Source organism: Cryobacterium sp. TMT3-29-2 (genome assembly GCF_004564305.1).
Lineage (GTDB): Bacteria > Actinomycetota > Actinomycetes > Actinomycetales > Microbacteriaceae > Cryobacterium > Cryobacterium sinapicolor.
Map to the genome: position 1 here is coordinate 43889 of NZ_SOGK01000031.1, position 22184 is coordinate 66072.

18 protein-coding genes are annotated in these 22184 nt (G+C 68.5%); 7 read left to right on the top strand and 11 right to left on the bottom strand.

The window, feature by feature from the left end:
* Nucleotides 1-10: 10 nt before the first annotated feature.
* The 5 genes from E3O67_RS04385 to E3O67_RS04400 form a co-directional block, all read right to left on the bottom strand.
* Nucleotides 11-1288, bottom strand: a complete 1278-nt coding sequence (locus E3O67_RS04385; RefSeq protein ID WP_135102015.1) for a serine hydrolase — start codon at nt 1286-1288, stop codon at nt 11-13.
* Between the two features lie 62 nt (nt 1289-1350).
* Nucleotides 1351-1485: a hypothetical protein gene (locus tag E3O67_RS17605; RefSeq protein WP_255575488.1), complete on the bottom strand. Its 135-nt coding sequence runs from the start codon at nt 1483-1485 to the stop codon at nt 1351-1353.
* Nucleotides 1482-2195 carry a CoA transferase subunit B gene (locus E3O67_RS04390; protein ID WP_134427249.1) on the bottom strand — a complete coding sequence of 238 codons (714 nt, stop codon included), beginning with the start codon at nt 2193-2195 and terminating at the stop codon, nt 1482-1484. The genes E3O67_RS17605 and E3O67_RS04390 overlap by 4 nt, the downstream gene beginning before the upstream one ends.
* Before the next feature lie 2 nt (nt 2196-2197).
* Nucleotides 2198-2998 (bottom strand): CoA transferase subunit A, encoded by an 801-nt coding sequence (locus E3O67_RS04395; RefSeq protein ID WP_135102017.1) that lies wholly within the window; start codon nt 2996-2998, stop codon nt 2198-2200.
* Nucleotides 2999-3015: 17 nt separating this feature from the next.
* Nucleotides 3016-3384, bottom strand: a complete 369-nt coding sequence (locus tag E3O67_RS04400; RefSeq protein WP_135102019.1) for a hypothetical protein — start codon at nt 3382-3384, stop codon at nt 3016-3018.
* 171 nt (nt 3385-3555) lie between these two features.
* Here E3O67_RS04400 and E3O67_RS04405 point away from each other — a divergent pair, with 171 nt between their 5' ends.
* Nucleotides 3556-4665 carry an enoyl-CoA hydratase/isomerase family protein gene (locus E3O67_RS04405; protein WP_135102021.1) on the top strand — a complete coding sequence of 370 codons (1110 nt, stop codon included), beginning with the start codon at nt 3556-3558 and terminating at the stop codon, nt 4663-4665.
* Between the two features lie 50 nt (nt 4666-4715).
* Here E3O67_RS04405 and E3O67_RS04410 read toward each other — a convergent pair whose 3' ends face one another.
* Nucleotides 4716-5855 carry an AI-2E family transporter gene (locus E3O67_RS04410; RefSeq protein ID WP_135102023.1) on the bottom strand — a complete coding sequence of 380 codons (1140 nt, stop codon included), beginning with the start codon at nt 5853-5855 and terminating at the stop codon, nt 4716-4718.
* 175 nt (nt 5856-6030) lie between these two features.
* Here E3O67_RS04410 and E3O67_RS04415 point away from each other — a divergent pair, with 175 nt between their 5' ends.
* Together E3O67_RS04415 and E3O67_RS04420 are read left to right on the top strand one after the other, a co-directional pair.
* The gene (locus E3O67_RS04415; protein ID WP_135102025.1) at nt 6031-9420 is read left to right on the top strand and encodes a DNA polymerase III subunit alpha; all 3390 of its coding nucleotides are present in this window, start codon (nt 6031-6033) and stop codon (nt 9418-9420) included.
* A 37-nt stretch (nt 9421-9457) separates the two neighbouring features.
* On the top strand, nt 9458-9982 hold the full coding sequence (locus tag E3O67_RS04420; protein WP_134427237.1) for a heme-binding protein: 525 nt from the start codon (nt 9458-9460) through the stop codon (nt 9980-9982).
* 12 nt (nt 9983-9994) lie between these two features.
* On the opposite strand, the gene E3O67_RS04425 is transcribed toward E3O67_RS04420, so the two are convergent.
* The 4 genes from E3O67_RS04425 to pflB all read right to left on the bottom strand — a co-directional run bounded on the left by E3O67_RS04425 (nt 9995) and on the right by pflB (nt 16176).
* Nucleotides 9995-12223, bottom strand: coding sequence for a transglycosylase domain-containing protein (locus E3O67_RS04425; RefSeq protein ID WP_167726477.1), 2229 nt, complete (start codon nt 12221-12223; stop codon nt 9995-9997).
* 149 nt (nt 12224-12372) lie between these two features.
* Nucleotides 12373-12828 (bottom strand): aromatic ring-opening dioxygenase LigA, encoded by a 456-nt coding sequence (locus tag E3O67_RS04430; protein ID WP_174776790.1) that lies wholly within the window; start codon nt 12826-12828, stop codon nt 12373-12375.
* A gap of 191 nt (nt 12829-13019) precedes the next feature.
* Complete coding sequence (pflA, locus tag E3O67_RS04435; protein ID WP_104101408.1) at nt 13020-13877, bottom strand: pyruvate formate-lyase-activating protein; 858 nt, start codon at nt 13875-13877, stop codon at nt 13020-13022.
* A gap of 40 nt (nt 13878-13917) precedes the next feature.
* Complete coding sequence (gene pflB, locus E3O67_RS04440) at nt 13918-16176, bottom strand: formate C-acetyltransferase (RefSeq protein WP_135102029.1); 2259 nt, start codon at nt 16174-16176, stop codon at nt 13918-13920.
* Between the two features lie 223 nt (nt 16177-16399).
* On the opposite strand from pflB, the gene E3O67_RS04445 reads away from it, so the two are divergent.
* The 4 genes from E3O67_RS04445 to E3O67_RS04460 are packed head-to-tail and all read left to right on the top strand — an operon-like array spanning nt 16400 to nt 20310.
* Nucleotides 16400-17083 (top strand): GntR family transcriptional regulator, encoded by a 684-nt coding sequence (locus E3O67_RS04445; protein ID WP_134427229.1) that lies wholly within the window; start codon nt 16400-16402, stop codon nt 17081-17083.
* A 42-nt stretch (nt 17084-17125) separates the two neighbouring features.
* Nucleotides 17126-18328 (top strand): MFS transporter, encoded by a 1203-nt coding sequence (locus tag E3O67_RS04450; protein WP_135102031.1) that lies wholly within the window; start codon nt 17126-17128, stop codon nt 18326-18328.
* 25 nt (nt 18329-18353) lie between these two features.
* Nucleotides 18354-18890, top strand: a complete 537-nt coding sequence (locus E3O67_RS04455; protein ID WP_134427226.1) for a GNAT family N-acetyltransferase — start codon at nt 18354-18356, stop codon at nt 18888-18890.
* Nucleotides 18883-20310: a phosphotransferase gene (locus tag E3O67_RS04460; RefSeq protein ID WP_135102033.1), complete on the top strand. Its 1428-nt coding sequence runs from the start codon at nt 18883-18885 to the stop codon at nt 20308-20310. Before E3O67_RS04455 ends, E3O67_RS04460 begins: the two co-directional genes overlap by 8 nt.
* Before the next feature lie 146 nt (nt 20311-20456).
* On the opposite strand, the gene E3O67_RS04465 is transcribed toward E3O67_RS04460, so the two are convergent.
* Entirely contained in the window at nt 20457-22160 is a 1704-nt protein-coding gene (locus E3O67_RS04465) for an AMP-binding protein (RefSeq protein WP_135102035.1), read from the bottom strand.
* Between the last annotated feature and the right edge of the window lie 24 nt (nt 22161-22184).

Below are 22184 nucleotides of genomic sequence, written 5' to 3' on the forward strand. Positions count from 1 at the left end.
GCTCGCTCCTCTAGCCGACGATCTCCGCCGGGGTCGGGCACGCCGCATCGGCGGCGAGCTCGGCCCGGGTCTGCTCCACCGTCCAGGGCAGCACGACCGACGGTTCGGTGTCACCCTCGGCCGGAGCCTCGGCGACGATGGCCGCCAACTGCCGGGCGAGTGTCAGGGCGAACTGGTCGCCCGCGCTCGAATTGTTCAGCATGACCACCACGGTCAGGGTCTGGTCCGGATCGGCCAGGGTCGCCGAGATGAAGCCAGGGATCGATCCGGTGCGACCGCGCAGCGGCCCGACCTGCTCCGCGCCGAGGCCGTAGCTCTGCCACGCGGGCGCCTCCAGGTCTTCGGTCACGGTGTTCCACTGGGCGCTCGCCGACGTCTCGGACAGCAGACCCCCCGCCGCGAGAGCTCCCGCCCAGATCCTCATGTCGGCCAGCGTGGAGACGACGCCGCCGGCCACGCCGCTCATGGAGTTGGAGAGCAGGGTGATGTCGGCGATGTCCGTGCACACCGGGCCGTCCGCACCCACCTGTGCCGCGTAGCCATGCGCGTGTGGTGCGGGGAGGTCCTCGTCGCCGGCATGCGGATAGGAGGTGTCATGCAAACCGAGCGGATGGAAGATGTACTCGTCGTAGAGCGCCGACCACTCCTGACCGGTGGCCCGCTCGAGGGCCGTCCCGAGCAGCACCATCCCGGTGTTCGAGGGACCCCACACGGTGCCCGGCGCACCGTTTCGAGGTGCGGCCAGCCCCTGGGCGATGAGCTCCATCGCGGGCCAGGTGCGCAGGGGGTTGTGCACGAATTCCCCGGCCAGAACGGAACTGTAGGTCTCGAGGCCCGAGGTGCCCTGGCAGAGCTGGCCGAGCGTGATGCCGGTCACCCCGACCATGCGGGGCAGGTAGGTGGAGACCAGGTCGTCGAGCGAGACCTTTCCCTTGTCGACGAGGCGGAGCAGCACCGTGCAGGTCATGGCCGTGGTGTTGGTGCCGATGCGGAAATGCATCCCGCTGCTCATTGGGGCCGAACCGCCGATTTCCGTCGTGCCGGGCGCGACGGTCCAGTTGCCGGCGGCAGACCAGACGCCGACCAGGGCTCCGGAGGACCCCGACAGCGCCATCGCCTCGCCCACGGCCGAGTCCAGCCGACCGGCGATGTCCGCCGCGATCGGGGCATCGTTCGGGTCGGCACGCTCCGGGCCCGCGGTGCAGCCACTCAGAACCATGGCTGCGGCGACACCGAGTGCGACAAGCAGACGACGACGGGTGTTGGGCTTGGTAATGGCATCCCCCAATGCTCCCCGCCATCTTGCCCCATTGCAGCACGGGCACCAAAACGGCGCGCTGCACCCGCTCGCTATACCCGCTCGAAGATGGCGGCGAGTCCCTGGCCGCCGCCGATAGACATGGTCTCGAGCAGATCGCGCCCGCCGGTGCGGTGCGGGTGGCAGGTGCCGGTGCAGGTGCAGGTGCAGGTGACGACGTCTCTCATGGCGCGGCAGCTTCGGATTCGGCGCGATCAGCCGCGTCGTCCACGGCGGAGCGCAGCGTGCGGATGAGTGTCGGCGCTTCCGGCACGAGCAGCGACACCGCGGTGGCGGCCTGCACCTCGGCCACCGTGAGCCCCGGCGCGATCTCGCGCAGCAGGAGACCCTCCGGCGTCACGTCGATCACGGCCAGGTCGGTGATGATGCGGGTGACGACGCGCTTGCCGGTCAGCGGCAGAGAACACTCGTCCACGATCTTGAAGTCGCCGTTCTTCGCGGTGTGCTCCATCACGACGATCACGGTCTCGGCGCCGTGCACGAGGTCCATCGCGCCGCCCATGCCCTTGATCATCTTGCCGGGCACGGCCCAGTTGGCGATGTCGCCGGCCCGGGACACCTGCATGGCGCCGAGCACGGCCACGTCGATCCGGCCGCCGCGGATCATTCCGAAACTCTGCGCAGAGTCGAAATAGCTGGCCCCGGGGTTGACCGTGATGGTCTCCTTGCCGGCGTTGATCAGCTTCGGGTCCTCCTCCCCCTCCCACGGGTACGGGCCCACGCCGAGCACCCCGTTCTCAGAGTGCAGGATGACGTGCACCCCCTCCGGCAGGAAGTTCGGGATCAGCGTGGGCAGCCCGATCCCCAGGTTGACGTAGCTGTCGGGGGTGAGCTCCTGAGCCGCGCGCGCGGCCATTTCATTGCGGGTCAACGGCATGATCAGCGCTCCTCTGCAACGGATGCGGCCGGCCGCGGCCGGGTGGTGGTCTTCTCGATCGGCAGGTCGGCTGCCTCGTCACGGGAAAGCTCGACGATGCGGTGCACGTAGATGCCGGCGAGGTGGATGGCATCCGGGTCGAGTTCGCCGGGTTCGACCAGCTCGTCGACCTCGGCGATGGTGATGCGGCCGGCCATCCCGGCGACCGGGTTGAAGTTGCGGGCGGACTTCTCGAACACGAGGTTGCCGTGCCGGTCACCCTTCGCGGCGCGCACGAGGGCGTAGTCGGTGACGATGGCCTCCTCGAGCACGTACTCCTTCTCCCCGCCACGCAGCGAGGCGAACATGCGGGTCTCCTTGGGCGGTGACGACACCGTCACCGAACCGTCCGGCCCGTAGCGCCAGGGCAACCCACCCTCGGCGACCATGGTGCCGACGCCGCTGGCGGTGAAGAAGCCGGGGATGCCGCTGCCGCCGGCCCGGAGCCGTTCGGCGAGGGTGCCCTGCGGGGTCAGTTCCACCTCGAGTTCGCCGCCGAGGTAGCGGCGGGCGAAGTCCTTGTTCTCACCGATGTAGGACGCGATCACCCGGCTGATCCGCCCTTCCCGGAGCAGCTCGCCGAGCCCCCAGCCGTCGACGCCGCAGTTGTTGGAGACGACGCGGAGGTCAGCGGTGCCCTGGGCGAGGAGCGCCCGGATCAGCACGATCGGCACGCCGACCAGGCCGAAGCCGCCGACGGCGAGGAAGGCGCCGTTCGGGATGTCCGCGACGGCGGCCGCAGCGGAGGAGAACGTCTTGTCCATGGGAGGGTCCTTCGGCTTCAGTTCGTGGTGTCGATGGTCTTGAAGGTACCCCGGACCACCGTCAGCGCGGAATTCGCGGCCGGCTCCCCCGCCTGCTTGCCTGCCTGCCGGCCGGCCTGCCTGCCCGGCTGGGCCAGCAACAGCGCGGCCGCCTCCGCGGGCCGCTCCCGCGCGGCCAGGTGGGCCGCTCCTGCGATGGTCTCCAGGCGCACGTGCGCGGGTGGCCCCGTGAGGTCCTCGAGGCGGGGCAGAGCGATGGCGCGCAGAGTCCGGGCCGTGGGCGTCTGCACGCCCAGCTCCCAGAGCCGCATACCGAGGGAGTAACGACCGTCGTCCTGCCGGGCCAGGCCACCCAGGACGACGCACTCGCCGACCAGCCGGTGCACCCTCGGTCGCCCCCGCCCCCGCTGGCTTCGCGCTGGCTTCGCGCTGGCTTCGCGCTGGCTTCGCGCTGGCTTCCCGCTGGCTTCCCGCTGGCTTCCCGCTCACGAGCACCACGCTACTGGATACCTCGTTTGTTCCCCGGGATCTGAGTTCGTGGCGGTAGCGTGTGGTCCATGCTCGAGTTCACGGATGACCGGCCGGACCTATTACTGCGCCGCGACGGGCGGCTCGCCCGGATCATCCTGAACCGCCCGGCCGCCCTGAACGCCCTGACCCACGCGATGATCCGACGGATGTCCGCGGTGCTGACCGACTGGGCCACCGACGGGCAGGTCGAGACAGTCCTGCTGACCGGGGGCGGCGAACGGGGCCTCTGCGCCGGGGGCGACATCGTGGCGATCTACCGCGGTGCGGAAGCGGACGCCCACGACCGGGCGGACTTCGACGCAGAGGCCGCCTCGTTCTTCGCCGACGAGTACCAGCTGAACGCGCAGATCCACCGGTATCCCAAACCGTACGTAGCCGTGATGGACGGCGTCGTGCTCGGCGGCGGGGTCGGCGTCTCCGGCCATGCGAACACCCGGATCGTGACCGAGCGCACACGGCTGGGCATGCCGGAGACCGCGATCGGCTTCGTGCCCGACGTCGGTGGAACCTGGCTGTTGTCCCGCGCCCCCGGCGAGCTCGGCACCCACCTCGCCTTGACCGCCGGCCTGGCCTCCGGGGCGGACGCCATCGCGCTGGGTCTGGCGGACCACTTCGTGCCGAGCGACCGGCTCCCGGCCCTGACCCGGGCCCTCGCCGGGAGCGACGCGGCCGAGGCGGTGCGCACCCTGGCCGAGACTCCCCCGCCGTCCCCGCTCCTCGCCCAGCGGCGCTGGATAGATGAGTGCTACGCGTTCGACGACGTGGGCGAGATCGTCGCCGCCCTGCACCGCTCACCGGTGGAGGGCGCACGCGACGCCGCCGCCCTGATCCTCACGAGGTCACCGACCGCCCTCGCGGTCACGCTCGCCTCGCTGCGCCGGGCCCGGCGGCTTCCGAATCTCGACGCGGCGCTCGACCAGGAGTACCGGGTGACGCTGCGCTTCCTGCAGCGGAGCGAGTTGCAGGAGGGTATCCGGGCCCAGGTGATCGACAAGGACCGCGACCCCCGGTGGTCGCCGGCCGGTCTCGGCGCGGTGACGGAGGCATCCGTCGCCGCGTTTTTCGCACCGCTCGGCGGGCAGGAGCTCGGGTTGGCCCAAACGAATTCGACGGAGATTTTGCCCGAAACAGCCTAGAAAACGCCGAAAAGGCGGTTGTGAACGAAAATCTCCGTCGAATTGGTTAGCTAGGCCGCGGCACCGGACGCCCCGATCGACCGGCCGGGTGGCACGGATTCCACCGACACGGCCGGCTGCTCCGGAACGGGCGGCGGGGTGGACGGCAGGGTGGGCGCGTTCCAGGCTTTGATGACGGCCCAGCCGACGGCGGCGATCGGCACCGAGATGATCGCGCCGACGATGCCGCCCAGGATCGTGCCGGCCGTCAGGGCCAGCAGGATCACGAGACCGTGCAGGCGCAGCGACTTGCCGAGCACCACCGGGGACAGGAAGTTGCCCTCGAGCTGGTTGACCGCGACCACGATCGCCACCACGATGATGGCGGTGGTCAGGTCGTTCGTGACCAGGGCCACCAATGCGGCCAGGATGCCGGCCGCCGTCGCCCCGACGATGGGGATGAACGCGCCCACGAAGACGATGACGGCGAGCGGCAGTGCCAGCGGCACCTGCAGGATCCACAGCCCGATTCCGATGAACAGGGCGTCGACGAACGCGACGATTGCCGTGCCCCGCACGTAGTTGCCGAACACGTCGACGCTGCTCAGGCCGATGCGCACGGCCCGTGCGTGGCGCTTGCCGGCGAGAGGCTGGATGAGGAAGCTCCAGATGTGGGGGCCGTCCTTGAGGAAGTAGAAGAGCACGACGAGGCCGAGCACCACGCCGGCCACGATCTCGGCCGCGACAGAGACCCCAGCCAAAGCTCCAGACCCGAACTGGCTGCTGGTCGCGAAGTCGATGACCGACTCGCGCACCGAATCGATCTGGGCGGAATCGATCGGCAGCGTACCGCTGGTGAGAAGCTCCTGCAGGGTGTCCAGGCCGTCGTTGGCCGAGGTGAACAGGGTGTCCCACTCACCACGGATGCCGAACACCACGAGGGTGACGATGCCGCCGAAGACCGCGACGCTCGAGATCAGGGTGATCGCCGCGGCGAGGGACTCGTTCGCACCGCGGGCCAGCAGGAATCTCATCACGGGGCGCAGCGCCGACGCCACGATCAGGGCGAGCAGGAGCGGGATGAAGACCAGCTTGAGCTGCGTGATCCCGTAGACGGCCACCACCAGCAGGGCGAGGACCAGCAGGGCCTGGCCGGAGCGGACGGCGGCCCGGCCGAGGTAGTCCGTCCAGGACGAAGTGGGCGTGGTCATGGGGATCTCCAAACGAGGCTAACGGCGACTGAGCCACCTAGCCTAGTCAGGCTGCCCGGCCGGACCGTCTGACCGGACTGCCACTGGCGCGTGTCGGCCGACTGACGTACACTCCCTACATCGAACATTTGTTCGATCCATCACCCGTCAACCTGCCTGCCAGAGGAGTACACACATGTTCGCACACCTCCACGTCGCAAGCGCCTACTCCACGCACTTCGGGGTCACCCTCCCCGAATCACTGGTCGAGCAGACGCAGGCTCAGGGTGGTTCCTTCCTGGCGCTCACCGACCGAGACGGTCTCTACGGCGCGGTCAAGCACGTGCGCGCCTGCGCGGCCGCGGGCATCCGGCCGGGGCTGGGCGCAGACCTCGCGGTGCACGACGACGACGGGCATCCGCTGGGCCGGGTCGTGGTGCTCGCCCACGGCGATCTGAACGGGCGCGGCTACGCGGCCCTCTGCCGCGCGGTCAGTTCCGCGCACAGCGGCGCCGCCCACGACGCCGGCCGGACCCCCAGCATCGCGCGCTCGCACCTCGCCGAGCTGGCCGGGCTCCGCTGCCTCACCGTGCTGCTCGGCCCCGCCTCCGATGTGGGCCAATCGGTCGAGCGCCGCGACACCGACGCGGCCGGCGCCTGCCTCACCGCGTGGCTGCGCGCCCTGCCGCCGCAGTCGGTGGTGGGTGAGATCGTGTGCCACCTGGCGGCGCCGGGCAGTCCCGGCAGCGTGACGCCGGCCACCCGCATGCTCGCCCTCTTCGAGCACGCCGCACTGCCCGCGGTGCTCACCAACGCCGTGCGCTACGGCACCCCCGACGAGGCCGTCACCGCCGACCTGGCCGACGCGGCCCGCACCCTGACGGCGCTGGCGAACCTGGAACAGCTGCAGACCAACGGGCAGGCCTGGCTGAAACCCGAGGGCGCCATGAGGCAGGTGGCGCGCATGGTCGTCGACGCCGGGCTGCACGACGACGGCGCCGTCGACCGGCTCTTCCGCGACACCGAGCAGCTCGCCGAGCGGTGCAGCCTCGACCCGGACACCGACATCGGCCTGGGCCGTCCACGAATGCCGGAGGCGCGCATCATCGGTGTCAGCGGCGACCCGCTCACCGAGCTGCACGCCCGGGCCAGGGCCGGCATCGACTCCCGGTATCCCGTCACGTCGCCGGCCGGCAGAAAGCTGGCGGAGGCGGCCCACGCCCGTCTCGTGCACGAGCTGAAGACGGTGGAGCACCTCGGCTTCGCCGGCTATTTCCTCACCGTCGCCCGGGTGGCGGACATCATCCGGGAGATGGGCATCCGAATCCAGGCACGCGGATCCGGGGTGGGCTCGGTACTCAACTACGCCCTGCACACCTCCTCCGTCGAACCCATCTCCAACGGGCTGCTCTGGGAGCGGTTCCTCTCCCCCGAGCGGCAGACCCTGCCCGACATCGACCTCGACGTCGAGTCGGCCAGAAGGCACGACATCTACCGCAAGCTCTTCGACACCTTCGGCAGCAATCGGGTGTCGCTGATGTCGATGACGAACGCCTACCGGGGCCGCGGGGCCGTGCGCGACGCCGGGCTGGCCCTCGGCATGAACCATGAGCAGGTCGCGGCCGTGGCCAAGCAGATCTGGCGCTTCAACGCGCGCGACTTCCGCCGCGCCCTGGCCGAGAAGCCCGAGCTCGAGCCACTGGCCGCCGAGGTACGCGCCTCCTCGCAGCTCGACCTGCTGGTCGACCTGACCATCAAGCTCGACCGGCTCCCCCGGCACATCTCGGTGCACCCCTGCGGCGTGATCCTCTCCGACGCCTCCCTGCTCGACCGCACCCCGGTGCAGGCGTCCGGCATGGGGCTGCCGATGTCCCAGTTCGACAAACACGACATGGACCCGATGGGCCTGATCAAGCTCGATATCCTCGGGGTGCGCATGCAGTCGGCCATGGCCCACGCCGTCGAGGAACACCACCGCCTGTCGGGCGAGACCATCGACCTGGACCGCATCCCGCTTGACGACCCGGCCACCTTCGAACTGATCCGCTCCACCCGCACCCTCGGCATCTTCCAGATCGAATCGCCGGGCCAGATGGAACTGGTCGGCAAGCTGCAGCCCAAGGTCTTCAACGACCTCACCGTGGAGATCTCCCTGTTCCGGCCCGGGCCCATGCAGAACAACATGCCCCTGAAATACCTGCAGGCCCGGCACGGGGAGGTGCTGCCCGACTACATCCATCCCCGGTTCGAGGCGTTCCTGCGGGAGACCGAGGGCGTGGTCATCTTCCACGAGCAGGTCATGCGCCTATTCGACGAACTCACCGGCTGCGGGCTCGGCCGAGCGGATGTCTTCCGCCGCCACCTCGGCAAACCGGAGCACCTCCCCCGGATCGAGGCGTACGTGCGGGAGCACGCCCGCGAGCGCGGGTTCACGCCCGCCGTGATCGACCGCACCTGGACGGTGCTCGCCGGGTTCGGCAGTTTCGGTTTCGCCAAGGCGCACGGGGCCGCGTTCGCCCTACCCACCTACCAGTCCGCCTGGCTGAAGACCCACCACCCCGCCGTGTTCCTGGCCGGACTCCTCACCCACGCCCCTGGCATGTGGCCGAAGGACCTGATCGTGGCCGAGGCGCGGCTGCTCGGCGTGCCGGTACTGGGCCTGGACGTGCAATACAGCGCCCTCGACTACCGGGTGGAGCAGATCGACAGCGGCCGGCGCGGGATCCGTCTGGCCCTGCCGGAACTCTCCGGCTGCACGGCCGCCGAACGCGCCCGCATCGTGCGCCACCAGCCGTTCACCTCGCTGCAGGATTTCCGCGACCGGGTGCGCCCGCGGCGCAGCACCTTCGAGGCGCTCGCCCGGGTCGGGGCGCTCGACAGTTTCATCGGCTATGACCGCGCCCGCCGACACGAGCTGCTCGCCCACATCCAGTCGCTGCGCGGCACCGCGGTCACCATCCACGACGACCAGCTCGCCTTCGACGTGCCGCTGCCGGTGCTCGAATACGAGGGGTCCCGGTTCAACGCGGTGACCTCGCTCGAGCTGCGCGGCCGCAGCCAGACCGACCTCGAGCTCAGGGACCTGGGGCTGGCGGTGTCCGGGCACCAGATGGCCCGGTACTACCCGCTGTTCACCGAGCTGGGCGTCACGCCGGCCTCCGAGCTGATCAACCTGCCCGGCGGCACCGAGGTGCTTCTGGCCGGAGTGCGCCGGGCCACGCACACGCCGCCGATGCGGAGTGGGCGCCGAGTGGTCTTCGTCAGCCTCGACGACGGCACCGGCCCGGTCTCGAACGTCGTGTTCTTCCACGACGCCCAGGAGCGCATCGGCGGTCCCGTGTTCCACACCAACCGGATGCTGGTGCGCGGCCGCACCCGTCGGTCCGGCGCCAAGGGCGTGTCCGTCACGGGCGAGAACCTGTGGGACCTCACGGATGTCGCCCGCCGGGTCACTCTGCGCCACGCCGACGAGGCTTCCGCCCGGCGCGCCGACCGCACCCCTGACCTGGCCGAGGAACTCGCCGCCGAATTCGCCGCCCTGGCGACCACGAAGGTGCGCCATCTGTGGCCCCGACGCACCGCCTGATGCGCGCCTGGCCTGCCTCGCGCCTAAAATACCTGTCATGACCGAGAAACAGCGCTACGACGTGCTCCGTCAGTACACCGACTTCGAACTGCGTCACTATCCCCGCGCCGTGCTGGTGCAGGTGGAGGTGGCCGGGGATTTCGCCGCGGCCGGAAACCGCGGTTTCGGACCGCTCTTCCAGTACATCAGCGGTAATAACCAGACCTCGACGCGCATCGCGATGACCGCGCCGGTGATCCAGGAGACCACGGCCCCGCAGAGCCACACCGTCAGCTTCGTGCTCCCCGACGGCATGCCGCCCGCGGACGTACCCGTGCCCCGCAACGCGCAGGTGCGCAGGCGCGAGGTTCCCGAGCGCACGGTCGCCGCCCGCCGGTTCAGCGGCAGCTGGAGCGAAGACAGGTTTGCGCAGAACGGCGCCCTGCTCGTCGACGCCGTGCACCGCGAGGGACTCCGGCCCGACGGCCGGCCCTACTTCGCCCGTTTCGACCCACCCTGGAAGCCGGGGTTCCTCAAGCACAACGAGGCGCTCGTCACCGTCTCCGGTTCCCCCAATCCCTGATCATCGGAATAGTCAATCATCGGAGTCGTCCGTCGAGTTGTTTGTCGAGTTGTCTGTCGAGTCGTCCCGATTCCCGGAGTCCGTGGCGGGAACGATCACCGGGGCCGGCCCGAGTTCGGGCAGCTCGTCTCCCCCGTACTTGGCGTTCGCAACGGACATGACGGCCGGCCACATCCGGTGCCTGGCCGTGGCGGCCGGACCGCTGGCAAAGCTGATGGAACGCTGACGGGCCTCCCCGGTGACGCTGACGACGGCGGCGACGGTCGCCACCTCCGAGCTGGCCCCCACCATCCAGGTGTCCTTGCCGCCGTCCGTGGTGCCGGTCTTGCCGATCAGTGGCACCCGGGGAGCGGTGGCGCCCCAGGACTGCTGCGCCGTGCCATCGGTCATCACCCGGCGCATCGCGAAGACCACGCCGGCGGCCACCGTCGGGTTCACCGAGGCGACGCAGTTCGACGTCGGCACGGGCACCTCGTCCCCGTCCGCGGCCACGATGCGGTCGATCGCGATCGGTGAGCAGGTCACCCCGCGGTTAGCGATGCCCGCGAAGGCGACGGCCATGGTCAGCGGCGCCACCTCATTCGTGCCGATCACGGCCGCCGCGGTCTGCATGAGCGGGTCACCGTCGGCGCGATGCACGCCGAAGGCCTCCGCGGTCTGACGGATGCCGCACAGGTCCAGTTTCTTCGCCATCCCGATGAAGCCCGTATTGATCGAGCCGAGCGTGGACTCGAGCGCGCTGTAGTTGCCGCCGCTCTCCCCGGCGTCGTTCCGCGGGTTCCAGTTCTGGGAATCGTAGTTCTGCGGCCCTCGGCAACTGTCGTTGAACGTGCCCCAGTTGGCCTTCCGTGCCGAGTCGACGCGCTCATCCAGCCGGTGGCCCGTCTTCAGCCATTCCGCCAGGGTGAAGACCTTGTAGGTCGACCCGGGCTGGAATCCGCTCGAGCCACCCTCGGCATAGTCGGTGTTGTAGTTGACCCCCGTGTAGCTGGCGCTGGTGGCCTGAACCGTCGGGTCCTGGCTGTACCGCTTGTTCTGAGTCATCGCCAGCACCCGCCCGGTGCCGACCTGCACGCTCGTGATGACGCTGCCCACGTCCCAACCGGGATACTCCATGGGCACATTGACCGCCATGGTCGCCTCCGCCGCCAGCTGCAGGTCGAGGTCCAGGCTGGTGTACACGTCGTAGCCGCCGCGCCGGAAGTTCTGCAGACGGGTTTGGTCGTCCTCTCCGAAGACCGGGTCGTTCCGGAGCAGGTATGTCACGTAGTCGCAGAAGTAGGCGCTGCCGCCGGCGGTCTGGCAGCCGGTGCTCGGCTCCTGGATGGCCGGCTGGATCGGGCTGTCCACGGCGGCCCGGTATTCCGCCGCGGTGATCTTCTCGTACCTCACCATCTCGCGCAGGATATAGTCCCGGCGCGCCTTGTTCACGGCGTAGCCGCCGGCCTCCCCATTGGTCGCGCTGCCGGGGTTGTCGAGGCGGAACTTGGCCGGGTTGTTCAGGATCGCGACCAGACTTGCGGCCTGCGGCAGGGTGAGCGCTGCGGCCGTCGTTCCGTAATAGTAGTTCGCCGCGGCCTCGATGCCGTAGACGGTGCCGCCGAAACCGGTGATGTTCAGGTACTGGCGCAGGATGGCGTTCTTGGGGAACTTCTTCTCCACCCCGATCGCGAGGCGCATTTCCTTGATCTTGCGGTCAGGGGTGGTTGCGGTGACGGCGTTGTAGCACTGCCTGCGCAGCCGTTCGTCCGACTCGAGCTCGCACTTCTGCACGCGCACGTTCTTGACGTATTGCTGGGTGATTGACGACCCTCCTTGCGTGACACCCCCGACCGCGGTCGTCACCGCCGCGCGAAGGGTGCCCTGGGCGTCGACCCCGCCGTGCTCGTAGAAGCGCGGGTCCTCGCTGGCGACGACGGCATCCCGGGCGTAGGGGCTGATCTCGTCCCAGCCGACCTCGATGCGGTTCTGATCGTAGAACGACGCCAGCAGCACGGGTGTGCCGTCGTTCTGCGTCGCGTAGATGTCGCTCTTCTGGGAAAGCGGTTCGATGTCCAGGTAGCCCGGCAGGTTCTCGAACACGGTGATCGTATTGGCGGCTCCGAGACCGGAGAGCGCGACGACCGGGGTGACCGCGGCGGTGACGAGAAGGCCGGCCACGACGCTCACGGCCACGAGACCCAGCAGGCCGCCCACGACTCCCACCGCGGTTCTGTGCTCGGTGAATCCCGACGTACCCATTGCACCACCCCACGCGTCCACGAACCCGATCGGGTCCCATGGCATGCAAACCTGAGGAGGACTCAGGGGATAGGGGGTTGCGCAAAGTAGAAGAGCCCGGCAGCGAATGCTGCCGGGCTCTCGGAGCGCAACGCTCCGGGGATCAGATGCTAGACCGTGGCGTTCTTGCCCGGGACGAGGGTCAGAATGGCCCAGCCGAACAGGGCGACCAGGACGCCGACGCCCATCGCGAAGGCGGAGACGCCGAAGGCGAGGATCGAGGTGAAGAGTGACGCGCGCAGGAGCGAGGCGGTCATGACGGTGGGGCGAGTCGGGTCATCCTGCTCGAGCTGCGCGTAGGTCTTGCCGCCACTGGCCTCCATGGCGTGGTGGTTGATGATGTCCGCCTGCGCGTAGGCGGAGAACGGGCCGACGACCGGCGCGCCGCCGAGGAACGACGCGTCTTCGGCAACCGTGATGTCCTCATCGCTCAGCTGGCTGCTGACCGTGGTCCAGCCGAGTCCGCCGACGAGCAGGAAGGCGAGTCCGCCGACGAGCCCGAGAATGCCGATAAGTCGGACCACTCCGGCTTTTCTGCTGCTGAGGATGACGGACGGGGTTGCCATTGCGGCTGTCATTGTGTTGCCTCTCATTGTGACATGATGCATGCCTTTGTATGTACCCGAGTTTAGTTGTCTTGTAAGCGCTTTCACAGGTTGGCAGGAGGCATCCTCTGCTTTACTGCGCAGAAAAGGCGTGGCATCTGTAGAGATGCCACGCCTCGTCTGATCCGGGTGGGTCGAGCGGTGATTACTGTTTAGAAGACTGTCAGGCCCCGTGCCTCGAACTGGGCCCGGACCCGCACCAGCAGTGCCTCATCCGGGGGGTGAGAGCCGTGCAGCGGATACGGGATGTTCAGCCGGTCCCATTTGTCTTCACCCATCTGGTGGAAGGGCAGGACCTCGACGCGCTGCACGTTCGGCCAGCGCGACACGATCTCGGCGACGGCGTCGACGTTGTCGACGGCATCGGTGAGCCCCGGTACGAGAACGAAACGCGCCCAGACGGGAATGTTCCGTTCGCTCAGGCGATCACCGAACGCGATCGTCGGTGCGAGGTCTCGGCCGGTCACCTCCTTGTAAGTCTCGGGGATGCCCGACTTGACGTCGAGCAGCACGAGGTCGAGATTGTCCAGCAAGGTGTCCGACGCGCTCTTACCCAGGAACCCGGAGGTGTCCAGGGTGGTGTGCACGCCGAGCTTGTGGCACTCCTCGAAGAGCCGCGTCACGAAGGCCGGCTGCATGAGTGGTTCCCCACCGGAGATGGTCAAACCCCCGCCGGTCGAGTCGAAGACGCCCTTATAGCGCTTGACCCGGGCGACGAGGTCGTCCAGCGTGGTGAGGAGCCCGTCCTTCATCTTCCAGGTGTCCGGATTGTGGCAGTACTGGCAGCGCAGCAGACACCCGGAAAGAAAGAGTGTCATTCGCGTGCCCGGACCGTCAACGGCGGTGACCAGTTCCCACGAGTGGACGCTGGCCACCGACCCGTTGTGGATCGCTTCCATTTCAAGGTGGTGGAGTTCAGCCAGTTCGGCTTGTTCACTGCTGACGGATGAACCGTCCACCAAGGCGATGGCCGCGCCGGCGCTGGGCAGACCGAGGTTTACTGCTGGCATTGTCTCGTCCTACTCAGCGTCGCCGCGTCGATATCAGTGGTCAGTGCGAGTGGAACGTGCGGCTGATGACATCCATCTGCTGCTCGCGGGTCAGGCGAACGAAGTTCACCGCGTAGCCGGAGACGCGAATCGTCAGCTGTGGGTAGTTCTCCGGGTGCGCCATGGCGTCCTCGAGGGTGTCGCGGTTGAGCACGTTCACGTTGATGTGGTAGCCGGTCGCCGACGTGAACGCGTCGATGAGGCCGACCAGGCTCGTGATCTGCTCGTCCTTGGTGTGGCCGAGACCGCTGGGGACGACCGTGTTGGTCAGCGAGATGCCGTCCTGCGCTTCACTGTAAGGAAGCTTGGCGACGCTGAGTGCCGACGCGAGCATGCCGTGGGTGTCGCGGCCGTTCATCGGGTTGGCACCCGGAGCGAACGACTCGCCCTTGCGGCGGCCGTCCGGCGTGTTGCCGGTGGCCTTGCCGTAGACCACGTTGGACGTGATCGTCAGGATCGACTGGGTGTGGATGGCGCCGCGGTAGGTCGGGTGCTTGCGGATCATTGTCATGAACCGTTCCATCACGTCGACGGCGATGGTGTCGACGCGGTCGTCGTCGTTACCGAACTGGGGAAACTCGCCCTCGATCGTGTAGTCGATGACCAGACCGGTCTCGTCGCGCACCGGACGGACCGTGGCGTACTTGATGGCCGACAGGGAGTCGGCAACCACACTGAGGCCGGCAATGCCGCAGGCCAGCGTGCGGATGATGTCCTTGTCGTGCAGCGCCATTTCGAGGCGCTCGTAGGCGTACTTGTCGTGCATGTAGTGGATGCAGTTCAGGGCCGTGACGTAGGTCTCGGCGAGCCATTCGAGCGTTTCCAGGTAGGCCGGGAAGACGGTCTCGTAGGTGAGCACCTCTTCGGCATTCGGAAGGGTTGCCGGGGCAACCTGCTTGCCGGATACCTCGTCCTTGCCGCCGTTGATCGAGTACAGCAGCGCCTTGACGGCGTTGACCCGTGCACCGAAGAACTGCATCTGCTTGCCGACCCGCATGGGCGAGACGCAGCAGGCGATCGCGGCGTCGTCACCCATCTCGGCGCGGATGATCTCGTCGGACTCGAACTGGATGGCGGAGGTGTCGATCGACACCTGGGCGCAGAAACGCTTGAAGCCCTCCGGCAGAGCGTCACTCCAGAGAACGGTGAGGTTCGGCTCGGGTGCTGCGCCGATGTTGTACAACGTCTGCAGGAATCGGAACGTGGTCTTGGTGACGAGCGGGCGGCCGTCTTCGCCGATGCCGGCGAGCGACTCGGTGACCCAGGTCGGGTCTCCGGCGAAGATCTCGTCGTATTCCGGGGTGCGCAGGAAGCGCACGATGCGGAGCTTGATGACGAGATCGTCGATCAGCTCCTGGGCGCCCTCTTCGGTCAGGGTGCCGGCGACGAGTTCGCGCTCGATGAACGTGTCGAGGAAGGCCGCGTTGCGGCCGAACGACATTGCCGCACCGTTCTGCTCCTTGACGGCGCCAAGGTAGGCGAAGTAGAGCCACTGTACGGCTTCGCGCGCGGTGGTGGCCGGCTTGGAGATGTCGGAGCCGTAGGAGGCCGCCATCTGAACGAGTTCCTTGAGAGCCCGAATCTGCTCCGAGTTCTCTTCGCGGGCGCGGATGATGTCCTCGGTCGAGGGCTCCATGTCGAGCTCGGCGCGGTCGTTCTTCTTGACGGCGATGAGGGCGTCGACGCCGTAAAGGGCGACGCGGCGGTAGTCGCCGATGATGCGGCCACGGCCGTAGGCATCGGGCAGACCCGTGATCAGGTGGCTGTTGCGCGCACGACGAACCGCGGGGGTGTACGCGTCGAAGACGGCGGTGTTGTGGGTCTTGCGGTAATCGGTGAAGATCTTTTCGAGCTCAGGCGACACGGGGTAGCCATAGGTCTCGAGGGAGGTGGCGACCATGCGCCATCCACCGAACGGCATGATGGCGCGCTTGAGCGGGGCATCCGTCTGCAGCCCGACGATTACCTCGTTGGCCTGGTCGATGTAGCCCGGAGCGTGGGCTGTAATGGACGACGGCGTGGTGGCGTCGACGTCGTAGACGCCTTTACGGCGTTCCTCGGGGAACATCTCGGACAGCTTGGCCCAGATCCCCGTGGTGCGTGCGGTGGCTCCGGCGAGGAAGCTCGAGTCGCCCAGGTAGGGCGTGTAATTGCGCTGGATGAAATCGCGCAGATTGATCGAATCCTGCCAGGGGCCGGCGACGAAGTCAGCGCGACCCGTGTCATCCGTTCCGCTACGAACACCTTCAGTGATTGTCATGTAGTTTGCTCTCCTCGTGGGATCGAGACACCCTCTGCGAAAGTGTCTCTCCCACAGTCGGGCCGCGAGAGCAGACCACGAGGCTGCGGCTAATGCGACGATGCACCGTGACTTGCCCTCGCTGTCAACACTACTCCCGTCGGACCTCCCCAGACGCGATATTTTGGAAATTGCATGCATTGATGCATTTATCAATAGGTGCATTCGTGACTAGGGTTGAAGGATGAGTTTCTTACAGGCGTCCGGCGGGGCCGTCAGGCCACCCGCGGCGGCACCCTCCGCCGTCGAACGGGTCTATACGACCGTCGCCGACGCCATCATCACCGGAACCCTGGCCGCGAGCTCGCTGATCACCGAGGGTGAGGTCGCCGAGGCCCTGTCCATCAGCCGCACCCCCGTGCGCGAGGCCTTTCTCGCACTCGAGGCCCACGGACTCCTGACACTTTTCCCCAAGAAGGGCGCGGTCGTCACGGCCCTGGGTGACCGGGAGACGGCCGAGCTGCTGCAGGTGCGCGTCATGCTGGAGAACACGGCGGTGACCCTGCTCAGCGAACGGCCGGCCGACATCCCGGGCGTCGACGCCGAACTACAGCACCTGATCCGGGTCCAGTCCGATGCAGCCCAGGCCGGTGACCTGCTCACGTTCGCCCGCGCCGACCACCGGTTCCACGCCCGGATTGTCGACGAGACCCACAACCGGGTCATCGACGGGATCTACACCCGGCTCGGCCCCCGGCTCGAGCGCCTCGTGCACCGGGCCGCCCTGCGCGACCCGCGCAACCTCGACCGTCTCCTGGCCGAGCACCGCCTCCTCGCACACCATCTGCGTGGCGGTGACACCCTCGCCTACGAGGTTGCCCTGCGCGAGCACGTCGAAGACGGTCATCACGCGCAGCTGGCGCCCTGACGCTCCCCCACCCGCACCTCCCCGCATTCTCAGAAAAGAACCATGACTTTCCGCCGTACCGTTCCCGCCTGGCAGCTTGCCGCTCCCGCCCTGTTCGTCATGGCCTGGGGTGGCAACCACTTCACGCCGCTCCTGCACATGTATGAATCGCTCGGCAACTATTCCGTGTTCATGGCCGACCTCTTCCTGGGCTTCTACGTGGTCGGCCTGGTGCCCGGTCTGCTACTGGCCGGCGCCCTCTCGGACCGCTACGGGCGCAAGCCCCTGACCCTGGCGGGCGTCATTCTGGGAATTCTTGCCAGCGTCCTGCTGGGCCTCGGATTCACGAGTGGGATCATGCTCTCCGCCGGGCGTCTGCTGGCCGGTCTGAGCGTCGGCGTGGCGATGGCGGTGGGAACGGCGTGGCTCAAGGAGCTGTCCGGCCCGCCGTTCGACAACCAGGCCGGCAAGACGGCAGGAGCCCGGCGGCCGGCCCTGACCCTCACCGTCGGGTTCGGCCTCGGAGCCGGCGTGGCCGGCGTGCTCGCGCAGTGGGGGCCGATGCCGACCCTCTCCCCCTACGTCGTGCACATCGTGCTCAGCCTGCTGCTGCTCCCCCGGCTGCTCAGGGCCCCGGAGACCGTGCCGCGTTACCGGTCCCACCGGCCGTTCTGGCAGGACCTGGCCGTTCCGCTGGCCGGGCACCGCCGCTTCGTTCGCGTGGTCATTCCGTCCGCTCCCTGGGTCTTCGGCGCCGCCGGAATCGCCTACGCGATCATGCCTACCCTGGTCGAGGACCAGCTGGGCACCCTCAACCTCGCCTTCGCGACCCTGCTCACGGTCGTGACCCTCGGCACCGGCGCGCTCGTGCAACCACAGGTCGCGCGGATCAACCGGGTCACCGATGGGCGGGCGCTCACGGTCGGGATGTCCATGATGCTGCTGGGGGTGGGCCTCAGCGTGGCGACGGCGATCGTGCTGTCCCCGGTGCTCGCGTTGCTCACGGGCGTCGTGCTCGGCGCCGCCTACGGGGTCTGCATCGTGGCCGGGCTCGTGGAGATCCAGAAGATCTCCACTCCGGCCGACCTGGCGGGCCTCACCGGGGTCTACTACAGCCTCACCTATATCGGTTTTCTGCTGCCGGTCGCCTTCGCCTGGCTCAACGCCGTGGCCGGATACACGGTGCTTCTGGGCATTCTGTTCGTGGTGTGCGCGCTCTGCCTGGCTCTGGTGACGAACGGGATGCGCCGGAGCGTCACGGAGTAGGCGGCACCTGGATTATCGTCATCCCATGTCCTATTCGCTTCGCCCTCTCCTCCCCTCCGACGCCGCACCGGTGCTCGGGCTCAACAACGCCGCCGTTCCTGCCGTCAACGCCCACGACGAGACCAGCCTCTCCGCCCTGCTCACGGCCTCCAGCCACGCCATCGCGATCGTTCACGACGAGGCACCGGGTGACGTGCTCGGCTTCGCGGTGCTGTTCGGGGTCGACGCCGACTATGCGAGCGAGAACTACCGGTGGTTCTCCGCCCGGTCGGACTCCTTCCTCTACGTGGACCGCATCGTGGTGTCGGACACGGCTCGAAACCAGGGTCTCGGCGCCCTGCTCTATACCGCGATCTTCGCGGCGGCCGGAGCGGCCGAGGTCCGCGAGGTCTTCTGCGAGGTGAACGTCGTACCGCCGAACCCCCGGTCGCTGGCATTCCACTCGCGGCTCGGCTTCGAGCCGATCGGCGAGCAGTCGACGAAGGGCGGCACCGTCGTGGTGTCCCTGCTGTCGGCTCCCGTCGTGCCTGCTGCCGTCGGCCCGGGCGTAGCCCATGACTGATAACGGTCGTGCAATCCCACTCCCGGACTACCTCAACCGCTGGGTGGCGACGCAACGCTGGTTCGCCGACAAGGGTCGTGTGCCGCGACTCGTCAGCATCGGAAGCTGGGTGCTGCCGAGCGAGGAGGTCGGGGTGGACATCCGCACCGAGCTCGCCCTCGATGACGCAGCCCCGGGCCGCACCCTCTACCAGGTGCCCCTGACCCACCGGGCCACTCCCCTGCCCGGAGGCGAGCAGGCCCTCATCGTCACCCTCGCCGACGGCAGCGCGGTCTACGACGGTACCGACGATCCGGCCTATGCCCGCGCACTGCTCGGTTTCATCCTGGGCCAGGCCTTCTCGCCCACGCCCGGCGACATCGGCGCGCGGGCCCGCGGCGAGCTCCGGCCGGGCGCCGATCCCGCGGAGCGGCCGGCCCGGGTCCTCACCAGCCGCGTGCTCCGCGGTGAGCAGTCGAACACCTCGATCATCCTGGACTGCGTGGACGCCGCCGGGCACCCGGCCCGCCCCGTTATTTGCAAGGTGTTCCGGATGCTGCACCCCGGCGAGAATCCGGACGTGTCCGTGCAGTCGGCCCTGGCCCGGGCCGGCTCGCACTACGTGCCGGAACCCGTCGGCTGCGTGGTCGGCGAGTGGACCGCCCCGGAGCGGCCCGGCACCATCCTGACCGGCCACCTCGTCTTCGCTCAGGAGTTCCTGCCGGATGCCCCGGACGCCTGGCGGGCCGCCCTGGCGTCGGCCGCGGCCGGGACGGACTTCAGCGAGCAGGCGCGGGCGCTGGGCGAGGCGACGGCCGCTGTGCACGCGGACCTGGCCGCCGTGATGCCCACCCACGACGCCACCCCCGCGGTCATCGGCGCCGAGCTGCAGCGGATGCGCGAGCGTTACCGCAGCGTCGCCGCCGAGGTGCCGGCCCTGACCGGCTACCATAGCGCCGTCGAGGCGGTCTTCGCGCGCGCGGAGACGGCGCACTGGCCCCGGTTGCAGCGCATCCACGGTGATTTCCACCTCGGCCAGGCGCTCGAGGTTCCCGGCCGCGGCTGGGTCCTGGTGGATTTCGAGGGCGAACCGCTGCGTCCTCTTCTCGACAGAACCCAGCCGGATGTGCCGCTGAAAGACATCGCCGGCATGCTGCGCTCCTTCTCCTACGTGGCCGGCACGGTGGAGCAGTCCTCGCCCGACCACCGGACCGCGCCCGTGGAGGCATGGGCCGCGGCGTGCCGGCAGGCGTTCCTCGACGGCTACGCCGCGCGCTCCGGCCAGAGCCTGGCCGGTCAGGAGCCCCTTCTCGACGCGTTCGAGCTGGACAAGGCCCTGTACGAGGCCGTCTACGAGACCCGCAACCGGCCGTCCTGGCTGCCGATCCCGCTCGCCGCCATCCGCGGTTTGGCTCTGGAGGTCTCCGCCGGCCTACCCTGATTCCGATCGGCCGGGGTCGTCCTAATTCGACGGAGATTCTCGTGTCAAACAGCCTTTTTCAGGGTTTCAGAGGCGTTTTGGGCAAAATCTCCGTCGAATTCGTTCGGGACGGGTCCACTGCTCATCGGAGCCGTTTCGACGGCCGGTCAGCGCTTGAGCTCGGGGAACTGGTCGTCGCGCCACTCATCGGGCAGGGTCTCGCGCCGGGCGGCCGCGGCATCCTCTCGCATGCGCAGTTCGACCCGGCGGATCTTGCCGGAACTGGTCTTGGGCAGCTCGTAAAACTCGACCCGCCGCACCCGCATGTACGGTGGCAGGCCGGTGCGGGCGTGGCGCAGCACGGAGAGCGCCGTCTCACCGTTGGATTCCCAGCCCGCGGCGAGCGCGATGTAGGCCTTGGCGATGTTCAGCCGAGTGTCGTCGGGCGCGGGCACGACGGCCGCCTCGGCGACGGCCGGGTGCTCCAGCAGCACGCTCTCGACCTCGAATGGGGAGACCTTGTAGTCGGAGGACTTGAAGATGTCGTCGGTCCGGCCGATGAAGGTGATGTAGCCCCCGAAGTCGCGATGGGCGACGTCGCCGGTGTGGAAGTAGCCGTCGCGCACGGCCTCCCTGGTGCGTTCGGGATCGCCGTGGTATCCGGCCATCAGGTTCACCGCGGTGCGGGACAGGTCGAGGCAGATCTCACCCTCGTCGCTCTCCTCCCCCGTGATCGGGTCGAGCAGGGTGATCGCGACGCCCGGCAGGGGTAGCCCCATCGACCCGGCCAGGAGGGTGGAACCGGGGGCGTTGCCCACGATCGCCGTGGTCTCGGTCTGGCCGTAGCCGTCCCGGATGGTGAGTCCCCAGGACCGCTGGATCTGGTGGATGACCTCCGGGTTGAGCGGCTCGCCGGCCGAGAGGATCTCGCGCAGGCCCTCGGGCCTGGCGCCGACGTCGGACTGGATCAGCATGCGCCACACGGTCGGTGGGGCGCAGAAGGTGGTCACCTTCGCACGGTGCAGCTGCTGGGCGAGGGCGATCGGGTCGAATCGGGCGTAGTTGTAGACGAAGACGGTGGCCTCGGCGATCCACGGGGCGAAGAAGCTGCTCCAGGCGTGCTTGCCCCAGCCGGGCGAGCTGATTGCCAGGTGCACGTCGCCCGGGCGGAGCCCGATCCAGTACATCGTGGTGAGGTGCCCCACCGGGTAGGACGTCTGGGTGTGCACCACCATCTTGGGTTTGCTGGTGGTGCCCGAGGTGAAGTAGATCAGGGACGCGTCGTCGGAGGACACGACAACGGCGGGCTTCTCGGCCGTGACGAGCGCGGCATCCGCGTAATCGGCCCAGCCGGGGGTGGCCGCACCAACGCAGATGCGGGAGAAGTCGCCGGGCACCTCGTCGAACTTGGCGGCGTCGCCGGCGTTGGCGATCACGTGCTGCACGCCGCCGCGATGGACCCGGTCGGCCAGGTCGCCGGACGCGAGCACCGTGGACGTGGGCAGGATGACCGCGCCCATCTTCATGATGGCGAGCATCAGTTCCCAGAGTTCGACCTGGTTGCCCAGCATCAGCATCACGTGGTCGCCATGCCCGACGCCGCACCGGCTCAGCCAGGTGGCCACCTGATCGGAGCGCGCCGACATCTCACTGAAGGTCACCTTCAGTTCGCGGCCGTCCTCCTCCACGATCCACAGGGCGGTCTTGTCGTTGCCCGCGGCCACGACGTCGAACCAGTCGACGGCCCAGTTGAAGTTCGCGCCCACATCCGGCCACACGAACTCGGCCGCGGCGCGCGGGTGATCGTCGCGCAGCTGGAGGAGGTGGTCGCGCGCGCCTCGGAAGGTGGTGGTGCTCGGGGAGGTGGTCATCCGATCCATCTTCCTCGGTTCGAA